Raw genomic sequence first — 24,387 nt, forward strand, 5'->3', positions numbered from 1 at the left:
CAAGACCAATACATGCCTGCAGCCACTATTCTTTTCGTAGCACAGCCAATAAAGCAGGGTGTGCGGGGAATTGAATTCTGGAATTTTCTGCATATCCAGGTGTTTGCATCTTGAGCACACGCGTTCGTCTGTGGCGGATGTTAATCCGACACAGGCGAACGCGTGTCAGCGAAAGCAAGCAAACAACGGATATGTGAAAATGTAAGAATTCAATTTCCAGTACGCCCGGACTCTTTATTAGTTCCGTCTCAATATTGTTATTTTAAAATTTAATTTCTTTTCCTTCCAGCCTCCACTGCCGGAACTCTGCGGATGCGGACAGAAGCAGGTCAGAAGAAGAGTTCAGGGCAGTCTCTACGGAATCCTGGATGACTCCGATGATGAAACCAACGCCGACTACCTGCATGGCAATGTCATTCGGGATGCCAAACAGGGAACATGCCATCGGGATCAGCAGCAGGGAGCCTCCTGCGACACCGGATGCGCCGCAGGCAGACAGAGCAGCCAGGACACTTAAGATGATGGCACTCGGGATATCGACTGCAATGCCGAGGGTGTGAGCAGTGGCAAGAGCCATAACGGTGATGGTGATGGCTGCACCGTCCATGTTGATGGTTGCACCCAGCGGGATGGTGACGGAGTAAGTATCCTTATCCAGGCCCATTTCCTCGCAGGCCTCCATGTTGATCGGGATGTTGGCTGCGGAGCTTCTGGTGAAGAATGCGGTGATGGCGCTTCTCTTTAAGCATTTAAAGATGAGCGGATATGGATTCTTGCGGATGCACCAGAATACCAGGATCGGGTTTGTGACAAAATAAATGAACAGCATGGAGCCGACCAGAACAGCCAGCAGCTTTCCGTATTCGGTAAAGATGGCAAGTCCGTTTTCGGAAACGGTGTTGAAGACCAGGCCCAGGATACCGAACGGAGCAAAGCTGATGATCCAGGTAACTACTCTTGCAAGTCCGTTTGAAATCTCACCAAACATGTTCTTGGTGGTTTCGCTGGCACCGCGCAGGCCAATGCCGAAGAGTACAGCCCAAACCAGGACACCGATATAGTTGGCGCTTGCAATGGACTGAACCGGATTGCTTACCATATTCAGGAGCAGAGAACTTAATACCTCCACAATACCTTCCGGGGCAGCCAGATCGGATGCACCCTCGGCCAGCGTCAGGGTGATCGGGAACATCATGCTGGCGATCACGGCGATCACTGCGGCAAGGAAGGTGCTGAACATATACAGAATGATCACGGTGCGGATAACGCCGCCGTGGCTCTTACCGGAGTGGCACAGGGAACTGATGACCAGGAAGAATACCAGAAGCGGCGCGACCGCTTTTAAGGCACCTACAAAGACACTGCCGAGAATGGCGATGGCGGAGAACTGCGGAAGCGCAAGACCCAGGACAGCACCAATGATCAGGCCGGCAACGATCCGTTTGACAAGGCTGATGCCGCACCAGGCTTCAAATAGCTTTTTCATAATCTTTCCTCTTTCTTTCATTGGATAGTGGATAAAAGTCCAAAGGCTATTATACACAATGTGTGTAAGTAATACAAATGTTTTTTATACACGGACATTTTGGAGAGAGTGTATTTCCACAGGATGCGTATCCTTACATCAGGCACTTGACATTTTTACACATCCCCTTTATAATGCGGTATAAGTATGTATGCAATTACACATATATCCCAGGCATAGAAGGGAACAAGTAACAGTCCGAGGTACCGCACAGAAAGCAGCCGGCAGATGAGAGGCGCGCGGGAGACGCACTGCGAATACATCCCGGAGCCGCGCATCGAACAAAACCTTTGTGGTTTTCAGTAGGCTGCGCCGGAGCACAGCATCCGTTATCAGGCTGGAACAAAGATGCGGCAGTCGGCATTCTTTCAGGGAAATCCGGCACAGCAGGCAGTTTGTTCACTGAGGCAGGCAGTGTGAGCTGTCTGTGAAGTAAGGTGGTAACACGAGACGTCCCTCGTCCTTTCTGGCTCCGGCCGGGAGGACGAGTTTTTTATTTCATAGGAAATTGGAAATTGCATCCTGTGAAACAATAAAAAGTAATGAAAAAAGGAGAATCAGCTATGAACTGTTACGAAGAGCTGGTAGCCCGCGGTCTTATCGCCCAGGTTACAAATGAAGAAGAAATCAAAAAAATGGTAAATGAAGGCAAAGCAACCTTTTATATCGGCTTTGACCCGACTGCGGACAGCCTGCACGTTGGTCACTTCATGGCACTTTGCCTGATGAAACGTCTGCAGATGGCAGGCAACAAGCCGATCGCCCTCATCGGTGGCGGTACCGGTATGATCGGCGATCCGTCCGGACGTACCGACATGAGAAAGATGATGACCCCGGAGATGATCCAGCATAACTGCGACTGCTTCAAAGAGCAGATGAGCCGCTTCATTGATTTCTCTGATGGAAAGGCACTCATGGTAAATAATGCAGAATGGCTGTTGAAGTTAAATTATGTGGAGCTGCTGCGTGAGGTTGGCGCATGCTTCTCTGTCAACAATATGCTGCGCGCAGAGTGCTATAAGCAGCGCATGGAGAAAGGCTTAAGCTTCTTAGAGTTCAACTACATGATCATGCAGAGCTATGATTTCTATATGTTATACCAGAAATATGGTTGCAACATGCAGTTCGGCGGCGATGACCAGTGGAGCAACATGTTAGGAGGTACTGAGCTGATCCGCCGTAAATTAGGTAAGGATGCGCATGCGATGACCATCACCCTGCTGTTAAACTCTGAAGGCAAGAAGATGGGCAAGACCCAGTCCGGAGCTGTATGGTTAGATCCGAATAAGACCACCCCGTTTGAATTCTACCAGTACTGGAGAAATGTGGCAGACGCCGATGTATTAAAGTGCCTGCGCATGCTGACCTTCCTGCCGCTTGAGCAGATCGATGAGATGGACAAATGGGAAGGCAGCCAGTTAAATACCGCAAAAGAAATCCTGGCATACGAGCTGACCAAGCTGGTTCATGGAGAGGAAGAGGCAGAGAAGGCGCAGACCGCAGCACGCGCACTGTTCAGCGGTCAGGGCAGCATGGAAAATATGCCGAGCTACAACTTAACTGCTGAGGACTTTACCGACGGCAGCATCGATATTCTGGCAGTCCTGCAGAAATCCGGCCTGGCTCCGACCCGTTCTGAGGCAAGAAGAAACGTAGAGCAGGGCGGTGTATCGGTAAACGGTGAGCAGGTGAAGGATATCAAGGCATCCTACACGAGGGAAGATTTTGCCGGCGAAGGCATGGTTGTAAAACGCGGCAAGAAGAAATTCATGAAGGTAACTGCTGAATAAAAAAGGAAAACAGGCCGGAATATTGGCCTGACATCGCAAAAGCAGAAACAGACAAAAGATCCTCTGCGGCAGGAGGATGCGAACCATTCGCACGAAACTGCCACAGGGGATTTTTGCAACCATTTGCAAATTTTATATATGAGGATTTTATGACAACATTTACAGATAAATATCAGGTGTTAAAGCAGGTATTCGGCTACGATAGCTTCCGGCCGGGCCAGGAGCACCTGATCAACGCCATCCTTGCGGGAAAGGATGTGCTTGGCATTATGCCGACCGGCGCGGGAAAATCCATCGTCTATCAGGTTCCGGCGCTGTTATTTCCGGGCATCACCCTGGTGATTTCGCCCCTCATCTCCCTGATGAAGGACCAGGTGGAGGGCTTGAATCAGGCAGGTGTCCATGCGGCCTATTTAAATAGCTCCCTGACCCAGAACCAGTATTTTAAGGCACTGGATTTCGCGAGAGCGGGGCGTTATCCTATCATTTATGTGGCACCGGAGCGGCTTTTAACGGACAGCTTCCTGTCCTTCGCCCTGAACGCCAACATCTCCATGGTGGCAGTGGATGAGGCCCACTGCGTCTCTCAGTGGGGACAGGATTTCCGTCCCAGCTACTTAAAAATCACAGAATTTATCGACCGCCTGCCGGTGCGCCCGGTGGTCAGCGCGTTCACCGCCACCGCCACAAAAGAGGTGCGGGACGATATCATCGACATTTTGCAGCTTCGGGAACCGGCGGTGGAGACCACCGGCTTTGACCGGAAAAACTTATACTTTGGGGTTATGACGCCCAAGGACCGTTACGGCGCCATTCATCATTACCTGGAAACACATCCGGGGGAGAGCGGCATCATTTACTGCCTGACCCGCAAAAACGTGGAAGAAATCTGCGAGCGCCTGCGCGCGGATGGCTTTGCGGCTACCCGGTATCATGCGGGACTCAGCGACGCAGAGCGGCGGCAGAACCAGGATGATTTCCTCTATGACCGTTCGCCCATCATGGTAGCCAGCAACGCGTTTGGCATGGGCATTGACAAATCCAACGTGCGGTTTGTTCTGCACTGCGGCATGCCGAAGAACGTGGAATCCTACTATCAGGAGGCTGGAAGAGCCGGGCGTGACGGGGAACCGGCAGAGTGCATTCTCTATTACAGTGGCCAGGATGTCATCACCAACCAGTTTTTCATTGAGAACAGCCAGGAAAACCAGGAGCTGGATCCTTACACAGCTCAGATCGTAAAAGAGCGGGACCGCGACCGTCTGCGAAAGATGACCTATTACTGTTATACCAACGAATGTCTGCGGGAGTACATCCTGAAGTATTTTGGCGAGTACGGTTCCTCCTGTTACTGCGGCAACTGCCAGAACTGCCTGACGCAGTTTGAAGAGGTGGATGTGACCGAGTATGCCATCGGACTCATCGGCTGCGTGGCTGCCTGCCGGCAGCGCTATGGCGTGAATGTGGTTCTGGATACCCTGCGCGGCGCAAAGACGGCGAAAATCCGTCAGTACCGCATGGATGAGGTGCCGCAGTATGGCCAGTTCGCCAAGGTTCCTGCTTACCGCATGCGCCAGGTATTAAACTATCTGCTGATGCACGATTACTTAAGTGTAACCGATGACACCTACGCCATCCTGCAGCTGACGAAAAAATCCGCGCAGCTTCTGGATCCGGAACAGCAGGCAGAACATGGCCCGCTTCTTATGAAAATGGCAAAGGAGCAGGACAAGGCACCGAAGGAATCTGCCGATACAAAGGGTAAAAAGAAGAAACTCAAAACAGCGGCTTCCGTGGTTCTCACGGAGGAGGAAGAACTCCTTTTCGAGGCGCTGCGCGGCCTGCGAACCGAGATCGCAAGGGAAGAGAGTGTGCCGCCTTACATTGTATTTTCTGATAAGACCCTGGTGCTTATGTGCCGCCTGCGTCCGGAGAACAAGGCAGAAATGCTGGAGGTATCCGGCGTGGGAGAGCATAAATTTGAGAAGTATGGCGCACGGTTTCTGCAGCGGATTGCGGAGCATGTGTGAGCAGAAAGGAGTTATCAATATATATGGAAGAAAAGAATCAGAACAGGAATCAAAACCCGGAACAGCAGCAGACACCGCACAAACGCCGCGTCCGCTACAAAGGAACTCATCCGAGAAGATTCGAAGAAAAATACAAAGAGCTGAACCCGGAAAAATATGCAGATACCATTGAGCATGTCATTCAGAAGGGCGGAACACCGGCCGGGATGCATATCTCGATCATGGTAAAGGAAATTCTGGATTTTCTACAGATCCGGCCGGGACAAAAAGGCCTGGATGCAACTCTGGGTTATGGCGGCCATACGCGTGCAATGTTAGAGCAGCTGCAGGGCGAGGGCCATATCTACGGCCTGGATGTAGATCCGATCGAGTCTGTAAAGACAAAGAAACGACTGGAAGATCTGGGATTTGGCGAGGACATTATGACTGTGCGCCAGATGAATTTTGCAGATATCGACCAGATCGCGGAGGAGGCTGGTCCGTTCGATTTTATTCTGGCGGATCTTGGCGTATCCTCTATGCAGATCGATAATCCGGAACGCGGTTTTTCCTACAAATTTGACGGCCCGCTGGATCTGCGTTTAAATCCGCAGGCCGGCATTTCTGCCGCAGAACGGTTAAAAGAAGTAGATCGGGAAGAACTGGCCGGGATGCTGGTGGAAAACTCCGATGAGCCATATGCGGAGGAGATTGCCCGCTGCATCACCGGTGCGGTCCGCCGTGGTGAGAAGGTGGACACTACCACAAAAGTGCGGGAACTCATTGAAGAGGCTCTCAGCTTTATCCCGGAAAAAGAGCGCAAAGAAGCAGTAAAGAAAGCCTGCGCAAGAACCTTTCAGGCGCTGCGCATTGACGTAAACAGTGAGTTTGAGGTGTTGTATGCCTTTCTCGACAAGCTTCCGCATGTTCTGGCGCCGGGCGGCCGGGTGGCTGTTCTGACTTTCCATTCCGGCGAAGACCGCATGGTAAAGAAATCTTTTAAACAGTACCGGAAAGCAGGACTTTACTCTGAGATTTCAGACGATGTCATCCGCCCGTCTGCAGAAGAATGTGTCCGCAACAGCCGCGCAAGATCTACAAAGCTGCGCTGGGCTGTGCGAGCAGAATAAGAAATAGCAGAATTACATCCGGATCAGTTCATAGTCACGGCTGCCGAGTCCGATCTTCTCAGCATGCTCCAGGCAGGAACGCCATTCTGATTCCGGGGTGGAGTTTGTGAAATGGTCATGGTGATCATGAAAGTCAGGATCTGCCAGATGCTTTGCCAGCTGGCTTCCCGGCATTGGCTGTGCGGCCATGCAGGCATCTACGCAGGCCTGATCAAGGGCAAGCGGGTCGAAGGACGCGAACATGCCGATGTTTGGTAGGATCGGGACATCGTTTTCGCCATGGCAGTCACAGTTTGGAGAAACATCCACGATCAGGGAAATATGGAAGTTCGGTCTGCCGTCTACGACAGCCTTGGTATATTCTGCCATGCGGCAGTTTAACAGTTCGTTTGCGTTATTATTATCGAAATGGATGGCATCAAAGTTGCAGGCTCCAAGGCAGCGTCCGCAGCCGACGCAGTTCTCCTGGTTTACGTGCATTTTTCTGGCTGCTTCATCGAAGACCAGGCCGCCGTTGGCACATTCCTTCTGGCAGCGTCTGCAACCGCGGCACTTACGTTCCTTGATATATGGTTTTCCGCTGCAGTGCTGCTCGGTTTTTCCGGCACGGGAACCGCAGCCCATGCCAATGTTTTTGATGGTGCCGCCGAAGCCGGTCATTTCATGCCCCTTGAAATGGGTCAGGCTGATAAAAATATCTGCATCCATAACAGCACGTCCAATCTTGGCTGCCTTTACATATTCACCGCCTTTTACCGGAACTTCGATATCATCGGTGCCCTTTAATCCATCGCCGATGATGATAGGGCAGCCAACAGAAAGCGGAGTAAATCCATTTTCCCAGGCACATTCCAGGTGCTCCAGAGCGTTTTTCCGGCTGCCCGGATACATGGTGTTGCAGTCTGTGAGGAATGGCTTGCCGCCAAATTCTTTTACCACATCTGCAACGGCCTTGGCATAGTTCGGTCGGAGATAGCTGATATTGCCAAGCTCACCAAAATGCATTTTGATCGCTACAAATTTGCCGTCCATATCCAGCTCTGATATGCCGGCTTTTTTAATGAGTTTTTTCAGCTTTGTAGGAAGACCGTCACCAAATGCAATCGTGTGAAAGTCGGTAAAGTATACTTTTGATCGTTCCATGTCAGATAAATTCCTCCTGTCAGTTCTGTTATGTAAATCCCAAAATATATTTTATTATAATCGAAAAAATTTTTCAACAATTCCCTATGATCGCTTGATAATTATTTTACATTTGCATTGCTTTTTCCTTTTAGAACGTGTACTCTTATAAAGACAATTTGTGTAAATGATGATGCGGAACAAAGTATAAGAGAAAAGGATAGGTGACTTGCGTGGAAAGACAGAATGAAATAGAGCCAGATAAAATTTATGTTCAGATGTTCGGAAGCTTTCGTATGACATATCAGGGACAGCAGATCCAGCTGGGAAAATGGCTGAGTGCCAAGATGATCCATCTGCTGTTGCTGCTGATCTGCAGGAGAGGAGAGGGGGTTACCAGAAGTGAACTGATCTGGCGTCTGTACGGAGCAGACGAAAATGATAGTCAGTCCAGCAATTCCCTGCGCGCCATGATCTTCCGGCTGCGCCGAAGCATCCAGGAATCCGGGCTTCCGGAAGGAGAATACATTTCTACCAAGGGCGGACGTTATACATGGAATAACCAGCCACTGGAGACAGAGCTGGATGTGGAGACATTTCAAAAACTGGTCAAGGCTGGCTTTGAAGAAATTGATCCGGTGCACAGAGTGGAGCTTCTGACGGCTGCCTGCAAAACCTGCAGTGGAGATTTTATGCCGGATATGGTTTCGGATGAGTGGGTCGGAAAAACCAGCTGGCGTTTCCGGGAATTATACATGAGGGCACTGAGGGAACTGACGAGTCAGTTAAAAAGCCAGAAACGTTATGCTGAGCTGTTAGAGGACTGCGAACTGGTATTAAAACGCTATCCGTCTGAAGAATGGCAGTGTATGAAGCTGGAGTCACTCAATGATATGAAACGTTACCGGGAAGCCGTGGAGTATTATGAAGCTCTGGAGACGGAGGCGCGGCAGACTTGCACTCCGTTTCTGTCACAGGACTTAAAGGAGCAGTATCTGAAGGCAAAAAATATGATGCAGTATGAAGTGGTGGAAATGGAGCAGATCCAGAAAGACCTGATGCCGATGCTGCTTAAGCCGGGAGCAACTTCATGCGAGTATCTGGAATTTGTTGACATTTACCAGTTTATGATGCGGGTTTTTGCCCGGGAGGGAATTTCGTCCCAGCTGCTTTTACTGACTCTGGTCGGCCCGCAGGGAGCGGAGCTGGAATCTTCAGGGATGCTGGAAGGTGCCCGTTCCAGCCTGGAAAGTGCGATCCAGAAAACAATCCGCTGCTCTGATCTGTACACACGCTATGGCAGCGACCAGTTTTTGGTACTCCTGGCAAGCACAGGGCAGCAGGGCGGTGAAGCAGCAAGGGAGCGTATTCAGGAACGCTATTGTGCGATCAACCGGAATCCGCAGATCACATTGCGATGTGAGCTGCGCGATATCTGTCCGCATGAGCCATAATGTGGCTCATGGATATTGTCAGGCGGTAATAAATCCTTAAGAGAAACGTTCATAATAATCAATGGTAATTAAGAGATCTCTCTGTTATACTGTGGGTGTGTTAAGGAAACAGCTGAAAACTGTAACCAATACGATACGGAGGCAGGAAAAAGGTACCCCGGGGTATCTTCCGTCACCGAACCATGATTACGGATAAGGAGATAGAAATTATGAGCAGAAAAACTAACAAGACCATTACCGCTGTCGGCATGGCAGTACTGATGACAGCAGCCGGTGTCCTCACCGCCATGGCAGCACAGTCCCCGACCATTACAGCGGGAAACGGCATGAGCCAGATCGAGGCAGTCGGACCGGGGGTACAAAGTCCGGACGCAGAACAGGAGCAGGCACCGATCTGGGGAAGCATCATCAGCGCAGATAACGGCAGTATTGACATGGATTGTCCGTCCGGCAATATCTATGAGGGCGAGGTGATCGTGAATATTTCCGGTGATACTCTGATTCTGGACGGCGAGAACGGTTATCCGCTGGAGGCAGAGGAGCTTCAGGCAGGCGAGACGGTATATGTCTACATCGGACCGGCCATGACCATGAGCCTGCCGCCGCAGACAACCGGCGAGGTTGTCATTGGTAAGATTCCGGCAGACCAAAAGGCACCGGAGTATATCACAGCAGTGTCTATGACGGCTAACGCAGATGGAAGCTGGACTCTCGTGTCTGCAGCAGGTAAGGAATATGCAGTTTCTGCAGACTGCCGCATCATGCCGTATCTGACCAGACAGATTGTTTCTCTGGAGGACGTGGAGCAGGGCAGCAATCTGCTGGTATGGAGTGATGACCAGAACCAGGCACAGAAGCTGGTATTGTTTGCAAAATAAAAATTCAGCAGCACAGTCTGGCTGACAAAATAAGCAGGGAATGTCCTGTCCGCATGAAAGAGATTGCGGCAGGGCATTTTTCTGCATCACTGCGATGAAAATGATATGGGAGGGATGGATGATGGACGCAGCTGCCGCATTCCGGTTGTCAAAGACGCAGACGCATGGGAGTGGAAGATCAACGGTGTCAGCGAGTATGAATGTTTTGGAATGCTGCCATATGCAGGATAAAAAAGGGGATTAAGAAAATGAGAAAACTTCGTGCGGATTTTCACACACACACAACCTACTGTGACGGCAAAAGTACGCCCCGCCAGATGGTGGAGGCGGCATACGGCATGGGCCTGACAGATTTTGGTATTTCCGGCCACGCGGATTATTCCATGTGGGAGCAGGGATTTGGCATGTCGGATGCGATATTGTCAGCCTACAAGCGGGAACTGGAGGCACTCAGGGAAGAGTATGCCGGGAAGATGAATATTTATATCGGAATTGAACTGGATACGCTGGGGCCGGTACAGCAGGCAGAGTATGCCATCGGCTCTACTCACAGCATATTAAAAGACGGGCATCTGGTCACGGTGGATGACACGGAGGAAAAGCTGGTGCAGGCTGTGGAAACATTCTGGAACGGCGACTGGTATGCCATGGCACAGGATTATTTCGAACTGGAGGCCACGGTCTACGATAAGCTTCACTGCGACTGGGTGGGGCATTTTGACCTGCTCACCAAGTTCAATGAAGCCTATCGATATTTTGATGAGACAAAGGATGACTATCTGGAACCGGCACTGAATGCTATGAAGAAGCTGCACAGCCAGGGACTTCCCTTTGAGATCAATACCGGCGCCATGTCCCGCGGCTACCGTACTGCGCCATATCCGAATCCGATTCTCTTAAGAGAACTCCATGCCATGGGCGGCCGCATCATGATCAATTCCGACAGTCACAGCGCGGACACCATTGCCTACGCTTTCGATCAGGCAGGAAAAATTGCGTATGAGTGCGGCTTTCGGAAGGTAACAGTATGGAGCAAAGACGGTTTCCGGGAAATTCCGTTAGGATAAAAAAGGGTCCTTTCCTTCCGTTTCAAAATATTCCCTGGTCAGCTTAAATACCGTTTTGGACAGCAAGAATACACCAATCAGGTTTGGAATGGCCATGAGACCGTTGAAGGTATCTGCAATGCTCCATAACAGGCCCAGATCTACCGTGGCACCCAGGATGGCTACCAGAGAGTAGGCGACCATGAAGGGCTTGATGATCTTTTCATCGAAGATAAATTCAATACAGCGTGCGCCGTACAGTCCCCATCCGATGATGGTGGAGAAGGCAAAGCAGCACATGGATATGGCGGTGAAGATGGATACCCAGTTTCCGTAGGTGGAGGTAAAGCCGGAGATGGTCAGCTCTGCGCCGGCTGCCTGTCCATAGTTGACAGTAACACCGCTGCACAGGATGACCAGCGCGGTTAATGTGCAGATGATAATGGTATCGGTAAATACCTCAAAGATGCCGAAGAACCCCTGCTTCACCGGCTTCTTGGTATCGGCACATGCATGGGCAATGGAACCGGTACCGAGGCCGGCCTCATTGGAGAAGATACCTCGGGATACGCCGCGTTTCATGCTGGTGAAGAAGCTTCCGATGACGCCGCCGGTTACTGCCTGCGGATGGAAGGCACCCTCAAAGATCATGGAAAATACCAGTGGAATGCGGTTTGCGTGAAGCAGGATTACGCCAAGGGCCAGCAGGATGTAAAACAGTGCCATGAAGGGAACCAGCTTTTCTGCTACGTTTCCGATTCTTTTTACGCCGCCTAAGAGCACGAGGGCTACCAGAGCAGCCAGCACAATGCCGGTCACGAGGCAGACAACAGGTTTTGACTGGTCTGAGATCAGGCTGTAGTTTTCCAGGGCAGAGTTGATGGCGGTGGTGATGGTATTGACCTGGGTAGCATTTCCGGTTCCGAATACAGTCAGCACCCCAAAGGTAGAGAAGAGGACTGCCAGCCAGTGCCATTTCGGGCCAAGACCATTTTTGATGTAGTACATAGGACCACCTACCAGGTCGCCGTTTTTATTGGTCTCCCGGAAATGGACGGCCAAGGTTACTTCGGAGAATTTGGTGCACATGCCCAGGGCTGCGGAAACCCACATCCAGAAGACAGCACCCGGTCCGCCGATGGCAATAGCGCCTGCTACACCGGCAATATTTCCGGTGCCGACGGTCGCTGCCAAAGCCGTACAGACCGCCTGGAACGGTGTCATGGCACCGTCCGAGGCATTGCGCTTGCGGAAGATGCGTCCGATGGTCACGCGGATTGCGTAAGGGAATTTGCAGATCTGCAAAAAGTGCAGGCCAAAGCTTAAATAAAGGCCGACACCGATGATGCAGATCATGGCAGGAACTCCCCAGATGAAATTGTTGATCACGTTGTTGATGGATTCGATGGTGTTTAACATAGGGATACCTTTCTTTCATAGTAAAAATACCAGAAAATGATACCATAATCGGGAAAAAATGTATAGCAAAACGTGGCGCAGTAAGGAAAAAACGTTACTGGGTACACATGTGTGAACAGTACCAATAAAACGAAAAAAAATAAAGTACCGGTTCTTTAGAAGAACAGATGCTCGATCAGAATTTTGAGGCCGATCAGGATCAGGATGATGCCGCCGGTCCGTTCTGCTTTGGACTTGTAGAGGACTCCGAATACAGTGCCGACTTTAACGCCGATCACAGAAAGTATGAACGTGGTACAGCCGATAAAGCTGACTGCCTGCAGAATCCGGACATCCAGAAATGCGAAGGTGACGCCGACGGCCAGTGCGTCAATGCTGGTGGCTATGGCCAGAATTAGCATGGTTTTGACATCGATGGAGGCATCACAGGACTCGGTCTCATTGTCCATGGATTCCTTCACCATGTTAAAACCGATGATGCCAAGCAGGATAAACGCAATCCAGTGATCGTACGCTTTGATGGCACCCTGGAAACGGATGCCCAGCATATAGCCGATCCAGGGCATGAGGGCCTGGAAGCCGCCAAAATACAGGCCGATTACGAGCGCATGCTTTGCGCGCATCTTCTGCATGGAAAGGCCCTTACAGACGGAAACGGCAAAGGCGTCCATGGAAAGGCCTGCTGCCAGAAGAAATAATTCGATCAGCGACATAGGAAAATCCTCCTGTTTCTTTCATACATTTTATGTGGAATGCCGCATGATAAAACGCAATTTCCGAATGATATAAAAAGAGACCTGTCTGCAGAAAAAATCCTGCAGACAAGTCTCATCATTTGCTACATCTTTATGCATTAAGCAGAACCAGATGCGTATGCACCAGTGTGTTGACTCTGCTCCAGGCTGGCGCCTGGCGACTACTCCCTTATCTTCTGCTTATTCTACTCAACAGAGCGGGAGTTGGTCAATGCTAACCATCCTGAAAGGGAACTTTTCATACGACGCTTGAATTCATAATACATATTGACATAGTGGGTTAATTGCTTTATAATTTCGTTCGAACACATGAAAGCTGAGGAACCTGCCGATGAACCGAGAATTGAAATACGCACTGGGAAAGACCGTTCCGATCATGTTCAGTTATTTATTCTTAAGCATGGCATTTGGAATCATGATGAACCAGGCCGGATTCCCATTTTATTGGGCTTATCTGGTCAGTCTCACGGTTTATACCGGTGCGTTTCAGTTTGTTATGGTATCGTTCCTTTCCGCGGCAACAGGGATTGCTACTATTGCGTTCACGGCTCTGGCTATGAACTGCCGCCATATGTTTTATGGAGTAACCTTTTTAAAAGAATTTAAGAGTATGGGAAAGCGTTATCCGTACATGATCTTTTCTCTGACAGACGAGACGTATGCACTGTACTGTTCCCTGGAGTATCCGGAGAATCTGGACCGGCATCAGATTATGTTTGACATTGCGTGGCTCAGCCGGGCATACTGGCTGAGCGGGACTTTGGTGGGCGCACTTTTGGGGCAGATGATTCCTTTTGATTTTGATGGAGTAGATTTCTGTATGACGGCGCTGTTTGTTACGATTCTGATCGATCAGTGGAAAAAGTGCAGGAACCATGCTACGGCAGTTATTGGCGGGACAAGTGCAGCAGCATTTCTTCTGGTCTTTGGCGCATCGCGGTTTATGCTGCCATCACTGCTTGTAACAACGGTGCTCCTGTTGATTTTTACACCTGGAAAAGAGGAACAAGTACAATGAGATCAATTCATATTTTATTGTCGATTCTGGTTCCGGCTGCGCTGACCTTTGGTCTGCGCGCATTGCCGTTTCTTCTATTGAATAAGAGGGAGCTTCCAAAACGGATGGAATATCTGGGTAAGGTATTTCCTATGGCAATTATGGCTACTCTTGTGGTATACTGCCTAAAGAGTATTCCAGAGTCCGCGCTTCAGGATAATCTGATTCTGCTTGCAGGTGTCGCGGTAACAGCAATGGTCCATCTCTGGAAGAAGAGTTCCATTTTGAGCATCACCGCGGGAACGGTGGTGTACATGGCGTTGGTACATATGATTTAGAGAAAGGTAAATACGATGTTAAATCAGTTTTCAAGAACAGAATTATTATTTGGGAAGGAAGCCATGGAGCGGCTGGCACAGTCCAGAGTCGCCGTGTTTGGTGTCGGTGGAGTAGGCGGTTATGCTGTGGAGGCACTGGTGCGCAGTGGTGTGGGAGCCATAGATATCATCGATGACGATAAGGTGTGCCTGACCAACCTAAACCGTCAGATCATAGCCACCAGAAAAACCGTTGGAAGATATAAGGTAGACGTGATGGAAGAGCGCATCCATGATATCAATCCGGAATGTAAGGTTACCACCTACAAATGCTTTTATCTGCCGGAGACGAAAGATGATTTTGATTTTTCCAAGTACTCCTATGTGATTGATGCAGTGGATACAGTGACGGCAAAGCTTCAGCTTGTCATGGAGGCACAGGAGAAACAGGTGCCGGTCATCAGCAGCATGGGAGCTGGAAATAAATTGAATCCGGCTATGTTTGAGGTGGCGGACATTTATAAAACGTCCGTCTGTCCGCTGGCAAAGGTTATGCGTCGGGAGCTGAAAAAGCGCGGCGTCAAAAAGCTGAAGGTCGTGTACTCCAAAGAGCAGCCGATCAGACCCGTTGAGGATATGTCCATCAGCTGCCGAAATCACTGCATCTGTCCGCCGGGAGCCGAGCACAAATGTACCGAGCGCCGGGCCATCCCGGGTTCCACTGCATTTGTTCCGTCCGTGGTGGGACTGATCATTGCGTCAGAAGTCATCAAAGATCTGGTAAAATAAAAATTTGAGTTACAAAGCTAAATAAAGGTCCGGAAGTGAAAGAGACCGCCTTCCTCTATTTTCACATATCGTTGTTTGCTTGCTCTCGCTAACACGCGTTCGCCTGTGTCGGATTAACATCCGCCACATTCGGACGTGTGTGCTCAAGATGCAAACACCTGATATGCTGAAAATCCCGGAAGGCGGTCTCATTCACTTCCTGCTGTATTGGCTTCGCTACGAAAGATAGTGACTGCAGCCCATATTAACTAAGCAGAAGTTCCGGGCACCCCATACAGAATGAGCGGCACATTGGAATTTTCCTCATGCGCGAGCATAGCGCCAGACCGCACGAGGTACAAAATTCCACTTAGTGCCGCGTTTCTTGTATGGTGTGCCCGGAACTTCGGACTTTACGGATGATGATTTAAATTGCGATTTTAAATTTCCTTCCCCAGGAACATCGTAAAGTTTCCCGTTACCAGCAGTTCTTCTTCCTCCCCGGTGATATCCACCCGGCATACGGCGGTGTGCCTTCCTTTATAAACGATATTGGATTCCACATAGATCGTTCCGCTGTTTATGCCGCGCACGAAGTTAATTCCGGCGCACTGGGTGACGTTGGTGACTTCGCAGGCGTAGGTGGACATACCTGCGGCAATATCGCACAGAGAGAAGAGAAAACCTCCGTGAGCGTTGCCGTATAGATTCAATGCCTCCTTCGGCACTTCGATTGAAAGGCGGGCATGTCCCGGCTCTATCTCTAAAATCTTTAAATTCTCCTGACCGCCGATATGCTGAATGTGACGGCGGATTCCTTCCATTATCTCAGGTCTGTTAATCATGTTAAGCCTCCGTTTGTCGAAAATATATCATTATAATGAAGAATACGCGTGCGCGAAAAAAGAAAAAATACCGGTTTTTACGCCAGATTATACCTTCACACGCTAGACTATATCACTGGAAAAATCCTTTTACAAGAGTAAAAGGAATTGATAGGTTTTTCCGATGAATCTGTTTCGCTTGTCCGGTCACAGCCGATTGGATATTTCTGGAAGGGCACGTTATAATAGCATTATCAAGATTGTTAAAGAAATGGCAACATTCAACGAAGAAAAAACAATCAAAATAAACCACTCATATAAGGAGGATATCACATGAGCAAGTTAACAAAGGAAGAGTTCCAGGCTTACTTAAAACAGATCCGCGAGCTGGCAGAGGGACCGCTGGAGGAGATCCAGAAAGAGGTTGAGGTAACCAACAAGTTCCCGCAGGAGTTCTACGATCTGGCAATCGAGAACAACTTATACCGTTGTTCCTTACCGGAAGAGTACGGCGGATGGGGCTTAAACGAGCTTGAGATCTTACAGGTACAGGAAGAGTTCTCCAGAGGCCCGGGCGGAATGAGAATGCATCTGCACTATGCAATGGACTTAAACTGGAGAATCCTCGATGATTACGGCAGCCCGGAGCTGAAAGCAGAGTACATGTCCAAGTTCCAGAATAAGGAAGTGTTCACCTGCTTCGCCCTGACTGAGGCAACCGGTGGTACCGGCGCTGACCTGCATACCCTGGCAGTAAAAGATGGCGACAGCTACGTATTAAACGGTGAGAAGACTCTGATCTCCCACACCGACTGCTGCGAATTTGCTTATGTCATTGCAGTGACCAACCCGGATTCCGACAAAGACGACAGACTTTCCGCATTCTTCGTACCGATGGATGCACCGGGATTTGAAGTCATCAACATGCCGCACATGATGGGCTGCCGCGGCGCAGGACATGGCGATCTGAAATTCACCAACTGCCGCATCGACAAGAAATATCTGCTGGGCCGTGAGGGACAGGGCCTTGAGATCGCAATGCACTCCTTATCCGTATCCCGCGCTCATATTGCAGCAAGTAACCTGGGTATGGCACAGAGAATGTTAGAGCTGTCCTTAGCATACGCTCATGACCGTGTAACCTTCGGCAAGCCGATCGGAACCCGTCAGGCAATCCGCGTAAAGATCGCAGATATGTCCATGATGGTACATGCGCTGCGCTGCATGGTTTACGATTTCGCAAAGGCTTACATGGAGAATCCGACCGGCGAGTACATCGAGGAGAAGGCTGCAATGTGCAAGCTGTTCAGTATCGACACCACCAGAAAAGTCAGTGATGAGATGCTGGAGATCTTCGGCGGCGTAGGCTACTTTGAGGATTGCAAGTACGGCCCGGTTGAGAGACTCTACCGCGACTGCCGCGCAATGTGGCTGGAAGAGGGCGCTCCGACCGTTCAGAGAATCACCATCTCCAGAAATACCATCAAACACGGTGCTCACATGGAGTACGTGCTGTAATTACAGGAAACAAAGCATTACCATAATCGCGTAAAAATGCGAAACGACTCATACGATAACCAGAAAGAATATAGAAATGCCTAAAACAGGGTCATCAGGTTCTTACTTGGACCTGGGGCCCTGTTTCCCTTTATACCGGTCCGGGAGAGAACGTGACCGGACCGAAACGGAGGATATAATATGAAACCTTTGGAAGGAATTAAAGTTGTTGACCTGACAACGTATCTGGCCGCGCCGACTACGGTGCGCGTACTGGGCGAGTGGGGAGCTGACTGCGTAAAGATCGAATCTGCAAAAGGTGATCCGGCGAGAACCCAGGGGGCTGTATTCAATATGCCCTATAGCGATGAAGAAAATCTGGCTTTTGATGTAGCTAATTTAAATAAAAAATTTATTACTTTGAATTTAAAGGATCCAAAAGGTCTTGAAATCGCATATAAACTTCTGGCAGAGGCCGATGTGTTTGTGACGAATACCAGAACTAAGTCCCTGGTGAAGCTGGGACTCGATTACGATACTCTGAAGGAAAAGTTCCCACGGCTGGTCTTTGCACAGGTATTGGGGTACGGTGAAAACGGTCCTGAGAAGGATACGGCTGGATTTGATGTAACCTGCTATATGGCAAGAGGCGGTGTATTCGGAACCACCGTAAACCGCGGTGACGCGCCGATGATCCCGACCAACGGCTTCGGTGATTTCCAGGTTTCCCTGGCACTGGCTTCCGGCATCTGCGCCGCTTTATTTGGAAGACAGAGATCTGGCAAGGGCGACAAAGTAACCGTCAGCCTGCATCACGCAGCCGTTTACGCCCTCAGCACAGGCCTGATCTCCGCCCAGTACGGCAACCAGTATCCGAAGAACCGTACCGAGGTGGTAAACCCGTTTAACGATGTGTTCCGTACCAGCGATGGCAAGTGGGTATGTATCTGCTGTCCAGAGTATGACCGCGATTATGAAAAGATGTTCACTGTGCTGGACGCACCGGAGATGCTGACGGAGGAGGCGAAAGAGAAGTACCGCCGCTGCGAGAGCATCAACGCCAACGGCCTGAACCCGGAAGTGGTGGCTGCGTTAGACCGAGCCATTGCGAAGTTCACCAGAGATGAACTGATGGAGCGGCTGAAAGCCAACGATATGCCGTGTGAGGCCTGCATGGAGCCGGTGGATATCTACCAGGATGAGCAGGCAGCAGCCAACCATATCCTGGCAAAGATCCCATATCCGTCCGGTGAGCGGTTCATGCCGACCAACCCGATCCGCTTCGGCAGCATGGGAGAACCGGAATATGTGATCGGTGGTTCCCAGGGTGCCCATACGATAGAGCTGATGAAGCATCTGGGATACAGTGACGCGGAAATCGAAGAGGCAATCGCTTCCGGCGCCGCGACCGGAGAGAAGAAGCTTAAGAAGCTGTAAGGCAGCATAGTGACGCGGCCGGGCGGCAGCGAAAAAAAGCCGCCTGACCGAAACAATAGGAAAAGACAAAGCATAAAGAGAAAGGGGAAGGTGACACAGATATGAGCTTAATGTATACCGAGGAACAGAAAGCACTGATCGCTCTTGTGAAAGAGATGGCGGAGAATGAGATCAAGCCGTATGTGAAAGATGCGGACGAAAAGGGTGAGTGTCCCAAAGAACTTTACAAATGGGGATTTGATATGGGACTTCATATGCTGGAGGTTCCGGCAGAGTACGGCGGAGCCGGCTTAAGCTATGAGACTACAGCTATGATCTTTGAGGAACTGGCCAAGGTCGATGCCGGTTATGCCATCACCTTTGTTACATCCTTCGTAGCATTAAGAAACGTGATCCTGGCAGGCACCAAAGAGCAGGGCCAGTATTTCGCCGACAAAGTAGCACCGGGCGCATTTGCCGGTTTCGCGTTAACTGAGCCGAATGCCGGTTCCGATCCGGCAGCCATGCGCGCGACTGCAGTGAAGGACGGAGATGAGTACATCTTAAACGGAACCAAGACCTTCATCACCAACGGTGCGGTAGCAAGCGTATTTGTAGGCTTTTTCAAGACCGATCCGGCAGCAGGTCACAAGGGGATTTCTGCTTTTATCATCGACGCGGACGCGCCGGGCGTGACCGTAGGTGCTCATGAGAACAAGATGGGCCTGCGCCTGTCCAATACCACCGACCTGATCTTTGAGAATGTCCGCGTGAAGGCATCTGCCATGGTCGGACCGGAAGGCAGCGGTTTTAAGCTGGCTATGAACGCTTTAAACTTATCCCGCGCATTCGTGGCAACTCTGGCGGTCGGCATCATGCAGCGCGCGTTAGATGAGTCTGTAAAGTACGCAAAAGAGAGAAAACAGTTCAACACCCCAATCATCAAATTCCAGATGGTACAGCAGATGTTAGCCGATATGGCCATCAAGATCGAGGCATCCAGATGTCTGGTCAATAACACTATGAAGATGATGGATGCGGGCATCATGGTTCAGAAAGAGGGCTCCATCTGCAAGACCTTTGTTTCCGACTGTGCCCAGGAGGTGACCTCCAACGCAGTTCAGATCTTCGGCGGATACGGCTACAGCAAGGAGTACCCGGTTGAGAAGCTGATGCGTGATGTCAAGGTATTCCAGATCTTTGAGGGCGCAAACCAGGTACAGAGACTGACCATCGCCAACGTATTAAATAAAGAATACAAATAGGAGGAATGAAGATGAATATCGTTGTTTGTATCAAACAGGTTCCGGATACCACAGAGATCAAGATCGATCCGGTGAAAAATACACTGATCCGTACCGGCGTGCCGAGCATCATGAATCCGTTCGACAAGAACGCGCTGGAGACCGGACTTTCTTTAAAAGACCAGTACGGCGGCAAGGTGACCGTCATTTCCATGGGACCGCCTCAGGCAAAGGCAGTGTTAAGAGAGGCACTGGCCATGGGAGCGGATGAGGCTTATCTGGTAACAGACCGCGCGTTTGGCGGTTCCGATACCTACGCAACCAGCTACATCTTATCTCAGGCCATCAAGAAACTGGGTGCTTACGATGTGATCCTGGGCGGAAAGCAGGCCATCGATGGAGATACCGGCCAGACCGCGCCGAGTATCGCGGAGCATCTGGGGGCCACCCGCTTAACCTACGTTTTGAGCTTAAAGGTTGAGGGTGGCAAGGTGATCGCAGAGCGTCAGGTAGAAGAGGGCGTGGAGGTCATCGAGACCAAATTCCCGGTTCTGTGTACCGCAACCAAGGAGAGTAACAAGCCGCGTTACGCAACGGTAAAGGGCGTGATGAGATCCTTTAACACTGAGATCGGACAGATTACTCTGGCAGACCTGCCGGATGCAGATACCACCAAGATGGGTCTGAAGGGTTCACCGACCAAGGTAAAAGCAACCTTCACTCCGAAGAGAACCGCAAACTGTGTGAACATCGAAGGCGTAAGCCCGGTGGAGATCGCGGACAATTTAATCGGAAAGCTGGTTGAGGCGAAGGTACTGTAAGAATAAGGAGGTCGTGAAGATGAGTTTTGATACATGCAAGGACGTATGGGTATTTATCGAGAGCTTCCAGGGACAGCCGAAAAGCGTTGGTCTGGAGCTGTTAGGACAGGGAAGAAAGCTGGCGGACGGGCTGAAACAGAAGCTTTGCGCCATTGTCATTGGTAAGGATGTAGACGCAGCCGTGAAGGAATCCGCAGCCTACGGAGCCGACAAGATCTATGTGATCCAGGGCGACGAGTATGAGAACTATTCCGCGGACGCTTATGGAAATGTATTCTTAAAGCTCTGTGAGAAATATGATCCAAACACCATTTTAGTAGGTGCTACCGTAAACGGAAGAGACTTAGGCTCCAAGATCGCGGTCAGCCTCCGCACCGGCCTTACCGCGGACTGTACCGCCCTCAGTGTAGAGGAAGAGACAGGCAATGTAGTCTGGGAGAGACCGGCTTTCGGCGGTAATCTGTATGCGCAGATTCTCTGCAGCGAGACCAGACCGCAGATGGGTACCTGCCGTCCTGGTGCTTTCAAGAAACCAGAGCGCAATGAGAACAACAAGCCGGAGATCATCAAAGAAGAAATCCATACCCCGGAGAGTGAGATCCGCACAAAGGTGCTGAATTTCATCAAGGCATGTGAGGATAACGATATGCGTCTTGATGAGGCAGATGTGATCGTATCCGGCGGCCGCGGCATGAAGAATGCCGAGAACTTTGGAATCTTAAAGGAACTGGCAGATGTGCTGGGCGGAACCGTGGGCTGCTCCAGAGCAGCCGTAGACGCAGGCTGGATGCCCCAGAGTAAGCAGGTAGGCCAGACCGGTTCCACCGTAACTCCGAAGATCTACTTTGCCTGTGCCATTTCCGGTGCGGTACAGCACGTGGCAGGCATGAGCGGGTCCGGCACCATTGTTGCCATCAACAAGGATGAGACCGCGCCGATCTTTGAGGTTGCGGATTACGGAATCGTGGGCGATGTCTTTGAGATTGTTCCGGCTCTGGTAAAAGAACTGAAAGCAAAGCAGCAGGCATAATACCACAGGACCAGAAAGAAGGGCTGCCGCAAAAAGGATGGAATGGTCCCACTTTTTGCAGCAGCCTTCCGCGTATAGAAGCGGGAGTCTGGCGGGACGACGGCATGCTGGCGGATGTAAGGAGGCACGTTATGTTTGAGGAAAGGAAGATCAACCCGAATCTGCAAAAACAGTACCGGGAGCAGGGGTACTGGAAAGATGAAACGCTGCTGGACTGCTGGGACCGGACGGTAGAAACGTATCCGGACCGGGAATATGTGGTCGACGACCGTGGTAACCGTTATACCTACCGGGAACTGGATGAGGCAGCAGGCCGGGTGGCATCGTATCTGATAGGACTGGGAATCCAGCCAGGAGAGGTGGTCTCTTTTCAGCTTCCAATCTGGAGTGAGTTTGCCATGTTGACCATTGCCTGCTACAAGGTGGGAGCGGTGGCCCATCCCATTGCCATGTCCTATGAGGAGAAGGAACTGGCAAGAAGCTTAAACATAACAGAATCCCGGTGTTATTTTGGACCGACATTCTTCTACAAGACTGATTATGAAGAGCGGATTCTTGCAGTGCGGGATCAGGTGCCGCTGTTAAAGGACATCGTGCTGATCGACAGTGTGAAAGAGCGTAAGAGCGATGCAGCTTTGCTTCGGGAAATTCTTACTTCTTATGGGCCACTTCCGAAGGAGCGGTGTGTACACACTAAAAACGGACAGGATATCGCGGTTATTCTTTGCACCTCCGGCACAACTGGAGGTACGAAGGGAGTTCTGCTGACGCATGATAATGTGCGTTATGCAGAAGAAACCTTCAACCGGGAGCTTGGTCTTACCGAGGAAGATATCATGTTCATGCCGGCACCGCTTCATCACGCGACTGGATTTCACCACGCGATCATTGCGCCGATGCTTCATGGTGCGAAAGTGGTACTGCAACAGAAATATCAATGCAGATCGGCCATTGAATTTATGAACCAGGAAAATGTTACTTATTCTATGGGAGCAACCCCTTTCATCTACGATATTTTAAGGGAGCTGGAGACAAATGGCGGTGAAATTCCGTCTCTGAAGTTTTATCTTTGTGGCGGTGCGCCGGTTCCGGGGTATCTGATACAGAGAGCAAAACAGTATGGAATACTTCTCTGCGAAGTCTATGGATCCACGGAAAGTGTGCCACACGCATTTGTTCGTCCGGATGAGGCGCTTGCGCTGAATGGAACGACATCCGGAAGGGCAATCGAAGGTGTGGAGATCCGGGTGGTAGACGAAGATGGGAACGACGTAGGTGTGGGAATCCCGGGAGAAGAGTTGTCAAGAGGCCCCAGTGTGTTTGTCGGGTATTTAAAAGCACGGGAGATCACGGATGGAGCTTTGGATGACGATGGCTGGTTCCACAGTGGTGACCTTTGTATCATGGATGAGCATGGAAATATTCACATTATCGGACGAAAAAAAGACATGATTGTCCGGGGCGGTGAAAATTTAAATACCAATGAGATCAATGATACTTTAGAGGGATGCCCTGGAATGGGTGATCATACCATTATCGGAATGCCGGATGATCGTCTCGGAGAACGGATCTGCGCATTTGCGGTCCCGCTTCGGGGATATGAAAATCTGAAGTTGGAGGATGTACTGGACTATTTGCATTCGAAGAAAATTCCAAAGCGTTTTTGGCCAGAGCGGCTAGAACTAATTGACCGCATTCCACATACGGGAAGCGGAAAGGTGAAAAAATATCTTCTGAAGCAGGAACTGGAAAAGCGTTTGAAGGGATGATTCACTATGATTGAACAGAAATTTGGACCGCGCAGATGCAAGGATACCAGAAAGCCACTGGAAAAACAGTGCCCGGATGTTATATTTTACCGCTGCCCGGAATGCGGAGCTCTTTATCCGGTGACAGGAGGAACGAACCTGGAGGAAAAAGAAATTCTGTGCTGTGGAAAAAAGGCGGAAAGGCTGATTCCTGAAGAAGCCGACTCCACGCGAGATGTGATGGATATTACCTATCAGATCACAGGCGGCTATAATGATAATGCTGTCCGCGTATCGTGGAAGATGAAGCCGTATGGACGTCATCCAGAGTGGATTTATCTGAAAACATTTACGGGGGGATATTTAAAATACGTAATGGAAGGAAAACATTCGCCAATGGTATTTGCCCTGGCGGATACCGATGCCTTTTGTTACTGTGATGAAGATCCATGCCTGGAATGTGTATTTCGGTGTAAGAGAGGATTTATCATTTATGTTTATGATAGACAGACCGGACTCGTTGCGGTACCCCTGGATAAGATGAATGCCCAGTGGCAGAGTGGAGCAAATAAGATGTGAGATACTGTAATTTTTTAC

21 protein-coding genes are annotated in these 24,387 nt (G+C 50.2%); 16 read left to right on the top strand and 5 right to left on the bottom strand.

Going from position 1 to position 24,387, the window contains the following annotated elements; genetic code table 11:
• Nucleotides 1–262: 262 nt before the first annotated feature.
• Nucleotides 263–1,486 carry a serine/threonine transporter SstT gene (gene sstT, locus DWY84_RS06620; protein WP_118531896.1) on the bottom strand — a complete coding sequence of 408 codons (1,224 nt, stop codon included), beginning with the start codon at nt 1,484–1,486 and terminating at the stop codon, nt 263–265.
• Nucleotides 1,487–2,088: 602 nt separating this feature from the next.
• Here sstT and tyrS point away from each other — a divergent pair.
• From tyrS to rsmH, 3 genes are all read left to right on the top strand, one after another.
• A complete protein-coding gene (tyrS, locus tag DWY84_RS06625; RefSeq protein ID WP_118531898.1) occupies nt 2,089–3,315 on the top strand; it encodes a tyrosine--tRNA ligase in 1,227 nt (408 codons plus the stop codon).
• A gap of 149 nt (nt 3,316–3,464) precedes the next feature.
• A complete protein-coding gene (gene recQ, locus DWY84_RS06630; protein WP_118531899.1) occupies nt 3,465–5,345 on the top strand; it encodes a DNA helicase RecQ in 1,881 nt (626 codons plus the stop codon).
• Nucleotides 5,346–5,368: 23 nt separating this feature from the next.
• Nucleotides 5,369–6,454: a 16S rRNA (cytosine(1402)-N(4))-methyltransferase RsmH gene (gene rsmH, locus DWY84_RS06635; RefSeq protein ID WP_118531900.1), complete on the top strand. Its 1,086-nt coding sequence runs from the start codon at nt 5,369–5,371 to the stop codon at nt 6,452–6,454.
• Between the two features lie 12 nt (nt 6,455–6,466).
• Here rsmH and DWY84_RS06640 read toward each other — a convergent pair whose 3' ends face one another.
• Entirely contained in the window at nt 6,467–7,597 is a 1,131-nt protein-coding gene (locus tag DWY84_RS06640) for a DUF362 domain-containing protein (RefSeq protein ID WP_118531902.1), read from the bottom strand.
• A 275-nt stretch (nt 7,598–7,872) separates the two neighbouring features.
• Between DWY84_RS06640 and DWY84_RS06645 the strand changes: the two genes are divergently transcribed.
• From DWY84_RS06645 to DWY84_RS06655, 3 genes are all read left to right on the top strand, one after another.
• Nucleotides 7,873–9,030 (top strand): winged helix-turn-helix domain-containing protein, encoded by a 1,158-nt coding sequence (locus DWY84_RS06645; RefSeq protein WP_182434927.1) that lies wholly within the window; start codon nt 7,873–7,875, stop codon nt 9,028–9,030.
• Nucleotides 9,031–9,239: 209 nt separating this feature from the next.
• Nucleotides 9,240–9,908, top strand: coding sequence for a hypothetical protein (locus tag DWY84_RS06650; RefSeq protein ID WP_118531904.1), 669 nt, complete (start codon nt 9,240–9,242; stop codon nt 9,906–9,908).
• Between the two features lie 248 nt (nt 9,909–10,156).
• The gene (locus DWY84_RS06655; protein WP_118531906.1) at nt 10,157–10,975 is read left to right on the top strand and encodes a histidinol-phosphatase HisJ family protein; all 819 of its coding nucleotides are present in this window, start codon (nt 10,157–10,159) and stop codon (nt 10,973–10,975) included.
• Here DWY84_RS06655 and DWY84_RS06660 read toward each other — a convergent pair.
• Nucleotides 10,967–12,373 (bottom strand): sodium:alanine symporter family protein, encoded by a 1,407-nt coding sequence (locus tag DWY84_RS06660; RefSeq protein WP_118531907.1) that lies wholly within the window; start codon nt 12,371–12,373, stop codon nt 10,967–10,969. The genes DWY84_RS06655 and DWY84_RS06660 overlap by 9 nt on opposite strands.
• 155 nt (nt 12,374–12,528) lie before the next feature.
• Nucleotides 12,529–13,086, bottom strand: a complete 558-nt coding sequence (locus DWY84_RS06665; protein WP_118531909.1) for a manganese efflux pump MntP family protein — start codon at nt 13,084–13,086, stop codon at nt 12,529–12,531.
• A 373-nt stretch (nt 13,087–13,459) separates the two neighbouring features.
• Between DWY84_RS06665 and DWY84_RS06670 the strand changes: the two genes are divergently transcribed.
• The 3 genes from DWY84_RS06670 to DWY84_RS06680 are packed head-to-tail and all read left to right on the top strand — an operon-like array spanning nt 13,460 to nt 15,231.
• Nucleotides 13,460–14,146, top strand: a complete 687-nt coding sequence (locus tag DWY84_RS06670) for an AzlC family ABC transporter permease (RefSeq protein WP_118531910.1) — start codon at nt 13,460–13,462, stop codon at nt 14,144–14,146.
• On the top strand, nt 14,143–14,463 hold the full coding sequence (locus DWY84_RS06675; RefSeq protein ID WP_118531911.1) for an AzlD domain-containing protein: 321 nt from the start codon (nt 14,143–14,145) through the stop codon (nt 14,461–14,463). Before DWY84_RS06670 ends, DWY84_RS06675 begins: the two co-directional genes overlap by 4 nt.
• 15 nt (nt 14,464–14,478) lie before the next feature.
• The gene (locus DWY84_RS06680) at nt 14,479–15,231 is read left to right on the top strand and encodes a tRNA threonylcarbamoyladenosine dehydratase (protein ID WP_118531913.1); all 753 of its coding nucleotides are present in this window, start codon (nt 14,479–14,481) and stop codon (nt 15,229–15,231) included.
• A 419-nt stretch (nt 15,232–15,650) separates the two neighbouring features.
• Here the strand turns inward: DWY84_RS06680 and DWY84_RS06685 are convergent, their stop codons facing one another.
• Entirely contained in the window at nt 15,651–16,055 is a 405-nt protein-coding gene (locus DWY84_RS06685) for a PaaI family thioesterase (RefSeq protein ID WP_118531915.1), read from the bottom strand.
• A gap of 312 nt (nt 16,056–16,367) precedes the next feature.
• Here DWY84_RS06685 and DWY84_RS06690 point away from each other — a divergent pair, with 312 nt between their 5' ends.
• The 7 genes from DWY84_RS06690 to DWY84_RS06720 all read left to right on the top strand — a co-directional run bounded on the left by DWY84_RS06690 (nt 16,368) and on the right by DWY84_RS06720 (nt 24,369).
• Nucleotides 16,368–17,552 carry an acyl-CoA dehydrogenase family protein gene (locus DWY84_RS06690; RefSeq protein ID WP_118531916.1) on the top strand — a complete coding sequence of 395 codons (1,185 nt, stop codon included), beginning with the start codon at nt 16,368–16,370 and terminating at the stop codon, nt 17,550–17,552.
• A gap of 180 nt (nt 17,553–17,732) precedes the next feature.
• The gene (locus tag DWY84_RS06695) at nt 17,733–18,968 is read left to right on the top strand and encodes a CoA transferase (RefSeq protein ID WP_118531918.1); all 1,236 of its coding nucleotides are present in this window, start codon (nt 17,733–17,735) and stop codon (nt 18,966–18,968) included.
• A 101-nt stretch (nt 18,969–19,069) separates the two neighbouring features.
• A complete protein-coding gene (locus DWY84_RS06700) occupies nt 19,070–20,212 on the top strand; it encodes an acyl-CoA dehydrogenase family protein (protein WP_118531919.1) in 1,143 nt (380 codons plus the stop codon).
• Between the two features lie 11 nt (nt 20,213–20,223).
• Nucleotides 20,224–21,012 carry an electron transfer flavoprotein subunit beta/FixA family protein gene (locus tag DWY84_RS06705; RefSeq protein WP_118531921.1) on the top strand — a complete coding sequence of 263 codons (789 nt, stop codon included), beginning with the start codon at nt 20,224–20,226 and terminating at the stop codon, nt 21,010–21,012.
• Nucleotides 21,013–21,031: 19 nt separating this feature from the next.
• A complete protein-coding gene (locus DWY84_RS06710; protein ID WP_118531923.1) occupies nt 21,032–22,042 on the top strand; it encodes an electron transfer flavoprotein subunit alpha/FixB family protein in 1,011 nt (336 codons plus the stop codon).
• Between the two features lie 131 nt (nt 22,043–22,173).
• Nucleotides 22,174–23,811, top strand: coding sequence for a medium-chain fatty-acid--CoA ligase (gene fadK, locus DWY84_RS06715; protein WP_118531925.1), 1,638 nt, complete (start codon nt 22,174–22,176; stop codon nt 23,809–23,811).
• A gap of 6 nt (nt 23,812–23,817) precedes the next feature.
• Nucleotides 23,818–24,369 (top strand): hypothetical protein, encoded by a 552-nt coding sequence (locus tag DWY84_RS06720; protein ID WP_118531927.1) that lies wholly within the window; start codon nt 23,818–23,820, stop codon nt 24,367–24,369.
• Nucleotides 24,370–24,387: the final 18 nt, after the last annotated feature.

This window comes from Clostridium sp. AF27-2AA (genome assembly GCF_003478505.1).
GTDB lineage: Bacteria > Bacillota > Clostridia > Lachnospirales > Lachnospiraceae > Brotaphodocola.

What these genes read in the sequence shown, in the direction of transcription:
- sstT (WP_118531896.1), bottom strand. Translation starts at nt 1,486, where the DNA reads ATGAAAAAGCTATTTGAAGCCTGGTGCGGCATCAGCCTTGTCAAACGG.
- tyrS (WP_118531898.1), top strand. Translation starts at nt 2,089, where the DNA reads ATGAACTGTTACGAAGAGCTGGTAGCCCGCGGTCTTATCGCCCAGGTT.
- recQ (WP_118531899.1), top strand. Translation starts at nt 3,465, where the DNA reads ATGACAACATTTACAGATAAATATCAGGTGTTAAAGCAGGTATTCGGC.
- rsmH (WP_118531900.1), top strand. Translation starts at nt 5,369, where the DNA reads ATGGAAGAAAAGAATCAGAACAGGAATCAAAACCCGGAACAGCAGCAG.
- DWY84_RS06640 (WP_118531902.1), bottom strand. Translation starts at nt 7,597, where the DNA reads ATGGAACGATCAAAAGTATACTTTACCGACTTTCACACGATTGCATTT.
- DWY84_RS06645 (WP_182434927.1), top strand. Translation starts at nt 7,873, where the DNA reads ATGACATATCAGGGACAGCAGATCCAGCTGGGAAAATGGCTGAGTGCC.
- DWY84_RS06650 (WP_118531904.1), top strand. Translation starts at nt 9,240, where the DNA reads ATGAGCAGAAAAACTAACAAGACCATTACCGCTGTCGGCATGGCAGTA.
- DWY84_RS06655 (WP_118531906.1), top strand. Translation starts at nt 10,157, where the DNA reads ATGAGAAAACTTCGTGCGGATTTTCACACACACACAACCTACTGTGAC.
- DWY84_RS06660 (WP_118531907.1), bottom strand. Translation starts at nt 12,373, where the DNA reads ATGTTAAACACCATCGAATCCATCAACAACGTGATCAACAATTTCATC.
- DWY84_RS06665 (WP_118531909.1), bottom strand. Translation starts at nt 13,086, where the DNA reads ATGTCGCTGATCGAATTATTTCTTCTGGCAGCAGGCCTTTCCATGGAC.
- DWY84_RS06670 (WP_118531910.1), top strand. Translation starts at nt 13,460, where the DNA reads ATGAACCGAGAATTGAAATACGCACTGGGAAAGACCGTTCCGATCATG.
- DWY84_RS06675 (WP_118531911.1), top strand. Translation starts at nt 14,143, where the DNA reads ATGAGATCAATTCATATTTTATTGTCGATTCTGGTTCCGGCTGCGCTG.
- DWY84_RS06680 (WP_118531913.1), top strand. Translation starts at nt 14,479, where the DNA reads ATGTTAAATCAGTTTTCAAGAACAGAATTATTATTTGGGAAGGAAGCC.
- DWY84_RS06685 (WP_118531915.1), bottom strand. Translation starts at nt 16,055, where the DNA reads ATGATTAACAGACCTGAGATAATGGAAGGAATCCGCCGTCACATTCAG.
- DWY84_RS06690 (WP_118531916.1), top strand. Translation starts at nt 16,368, where the DNA reads ATGAGCAAGTTAACAAAGGAAGAGTTCCAGGCTTACTTAAAACAGATC.
- DWY84_RS06695 (WP_118531918.1), top strand. Translation starts at nt 17,733, where the DNA reads ATGAAACCTTTGGAAGGAATTAAAGTTGTTGACCTGACAACGTATCTG.
- DWY84_RS06700 (WP_118531919.1), top strand. Translation starts at nt 19,070, where the DNA reads ATGAGCTTAATGTATACCGAGGAACAGAAAGCACTGATCGCTCTTGTG.
- DWY84_RS06705 (WP_118531921.1), top strand. Translation starts at nt 20,224, where the DNA reads ATGAATATCGTTGTTTGTATCAAACAGGTTCCGGATACCACAGAGATC.
- DWY84_RS06710 (WP_118531923.1), top strand. Translation starts at nt 21,032, where the DNA reads ATGAGTTTTGATACATGCAAGGACGTATGGGTATTTATCGAGAGCTTC.
- fadK (WP_118531925.1), top strand. Translation starts at nt 22,174, where the DNA reads ATGTTTGAGGAAAGGAAGATCAACCCGAATCTGCAAAAACAGTACCGG.
- DWY84_RS06720 (WP_118531927.1), top strand. Translation starts at nt 23,818, where the DNA reads ATGATTGAACAGAAATTTGGACCGCGCAGATGCAAGGATACCAGAAAG.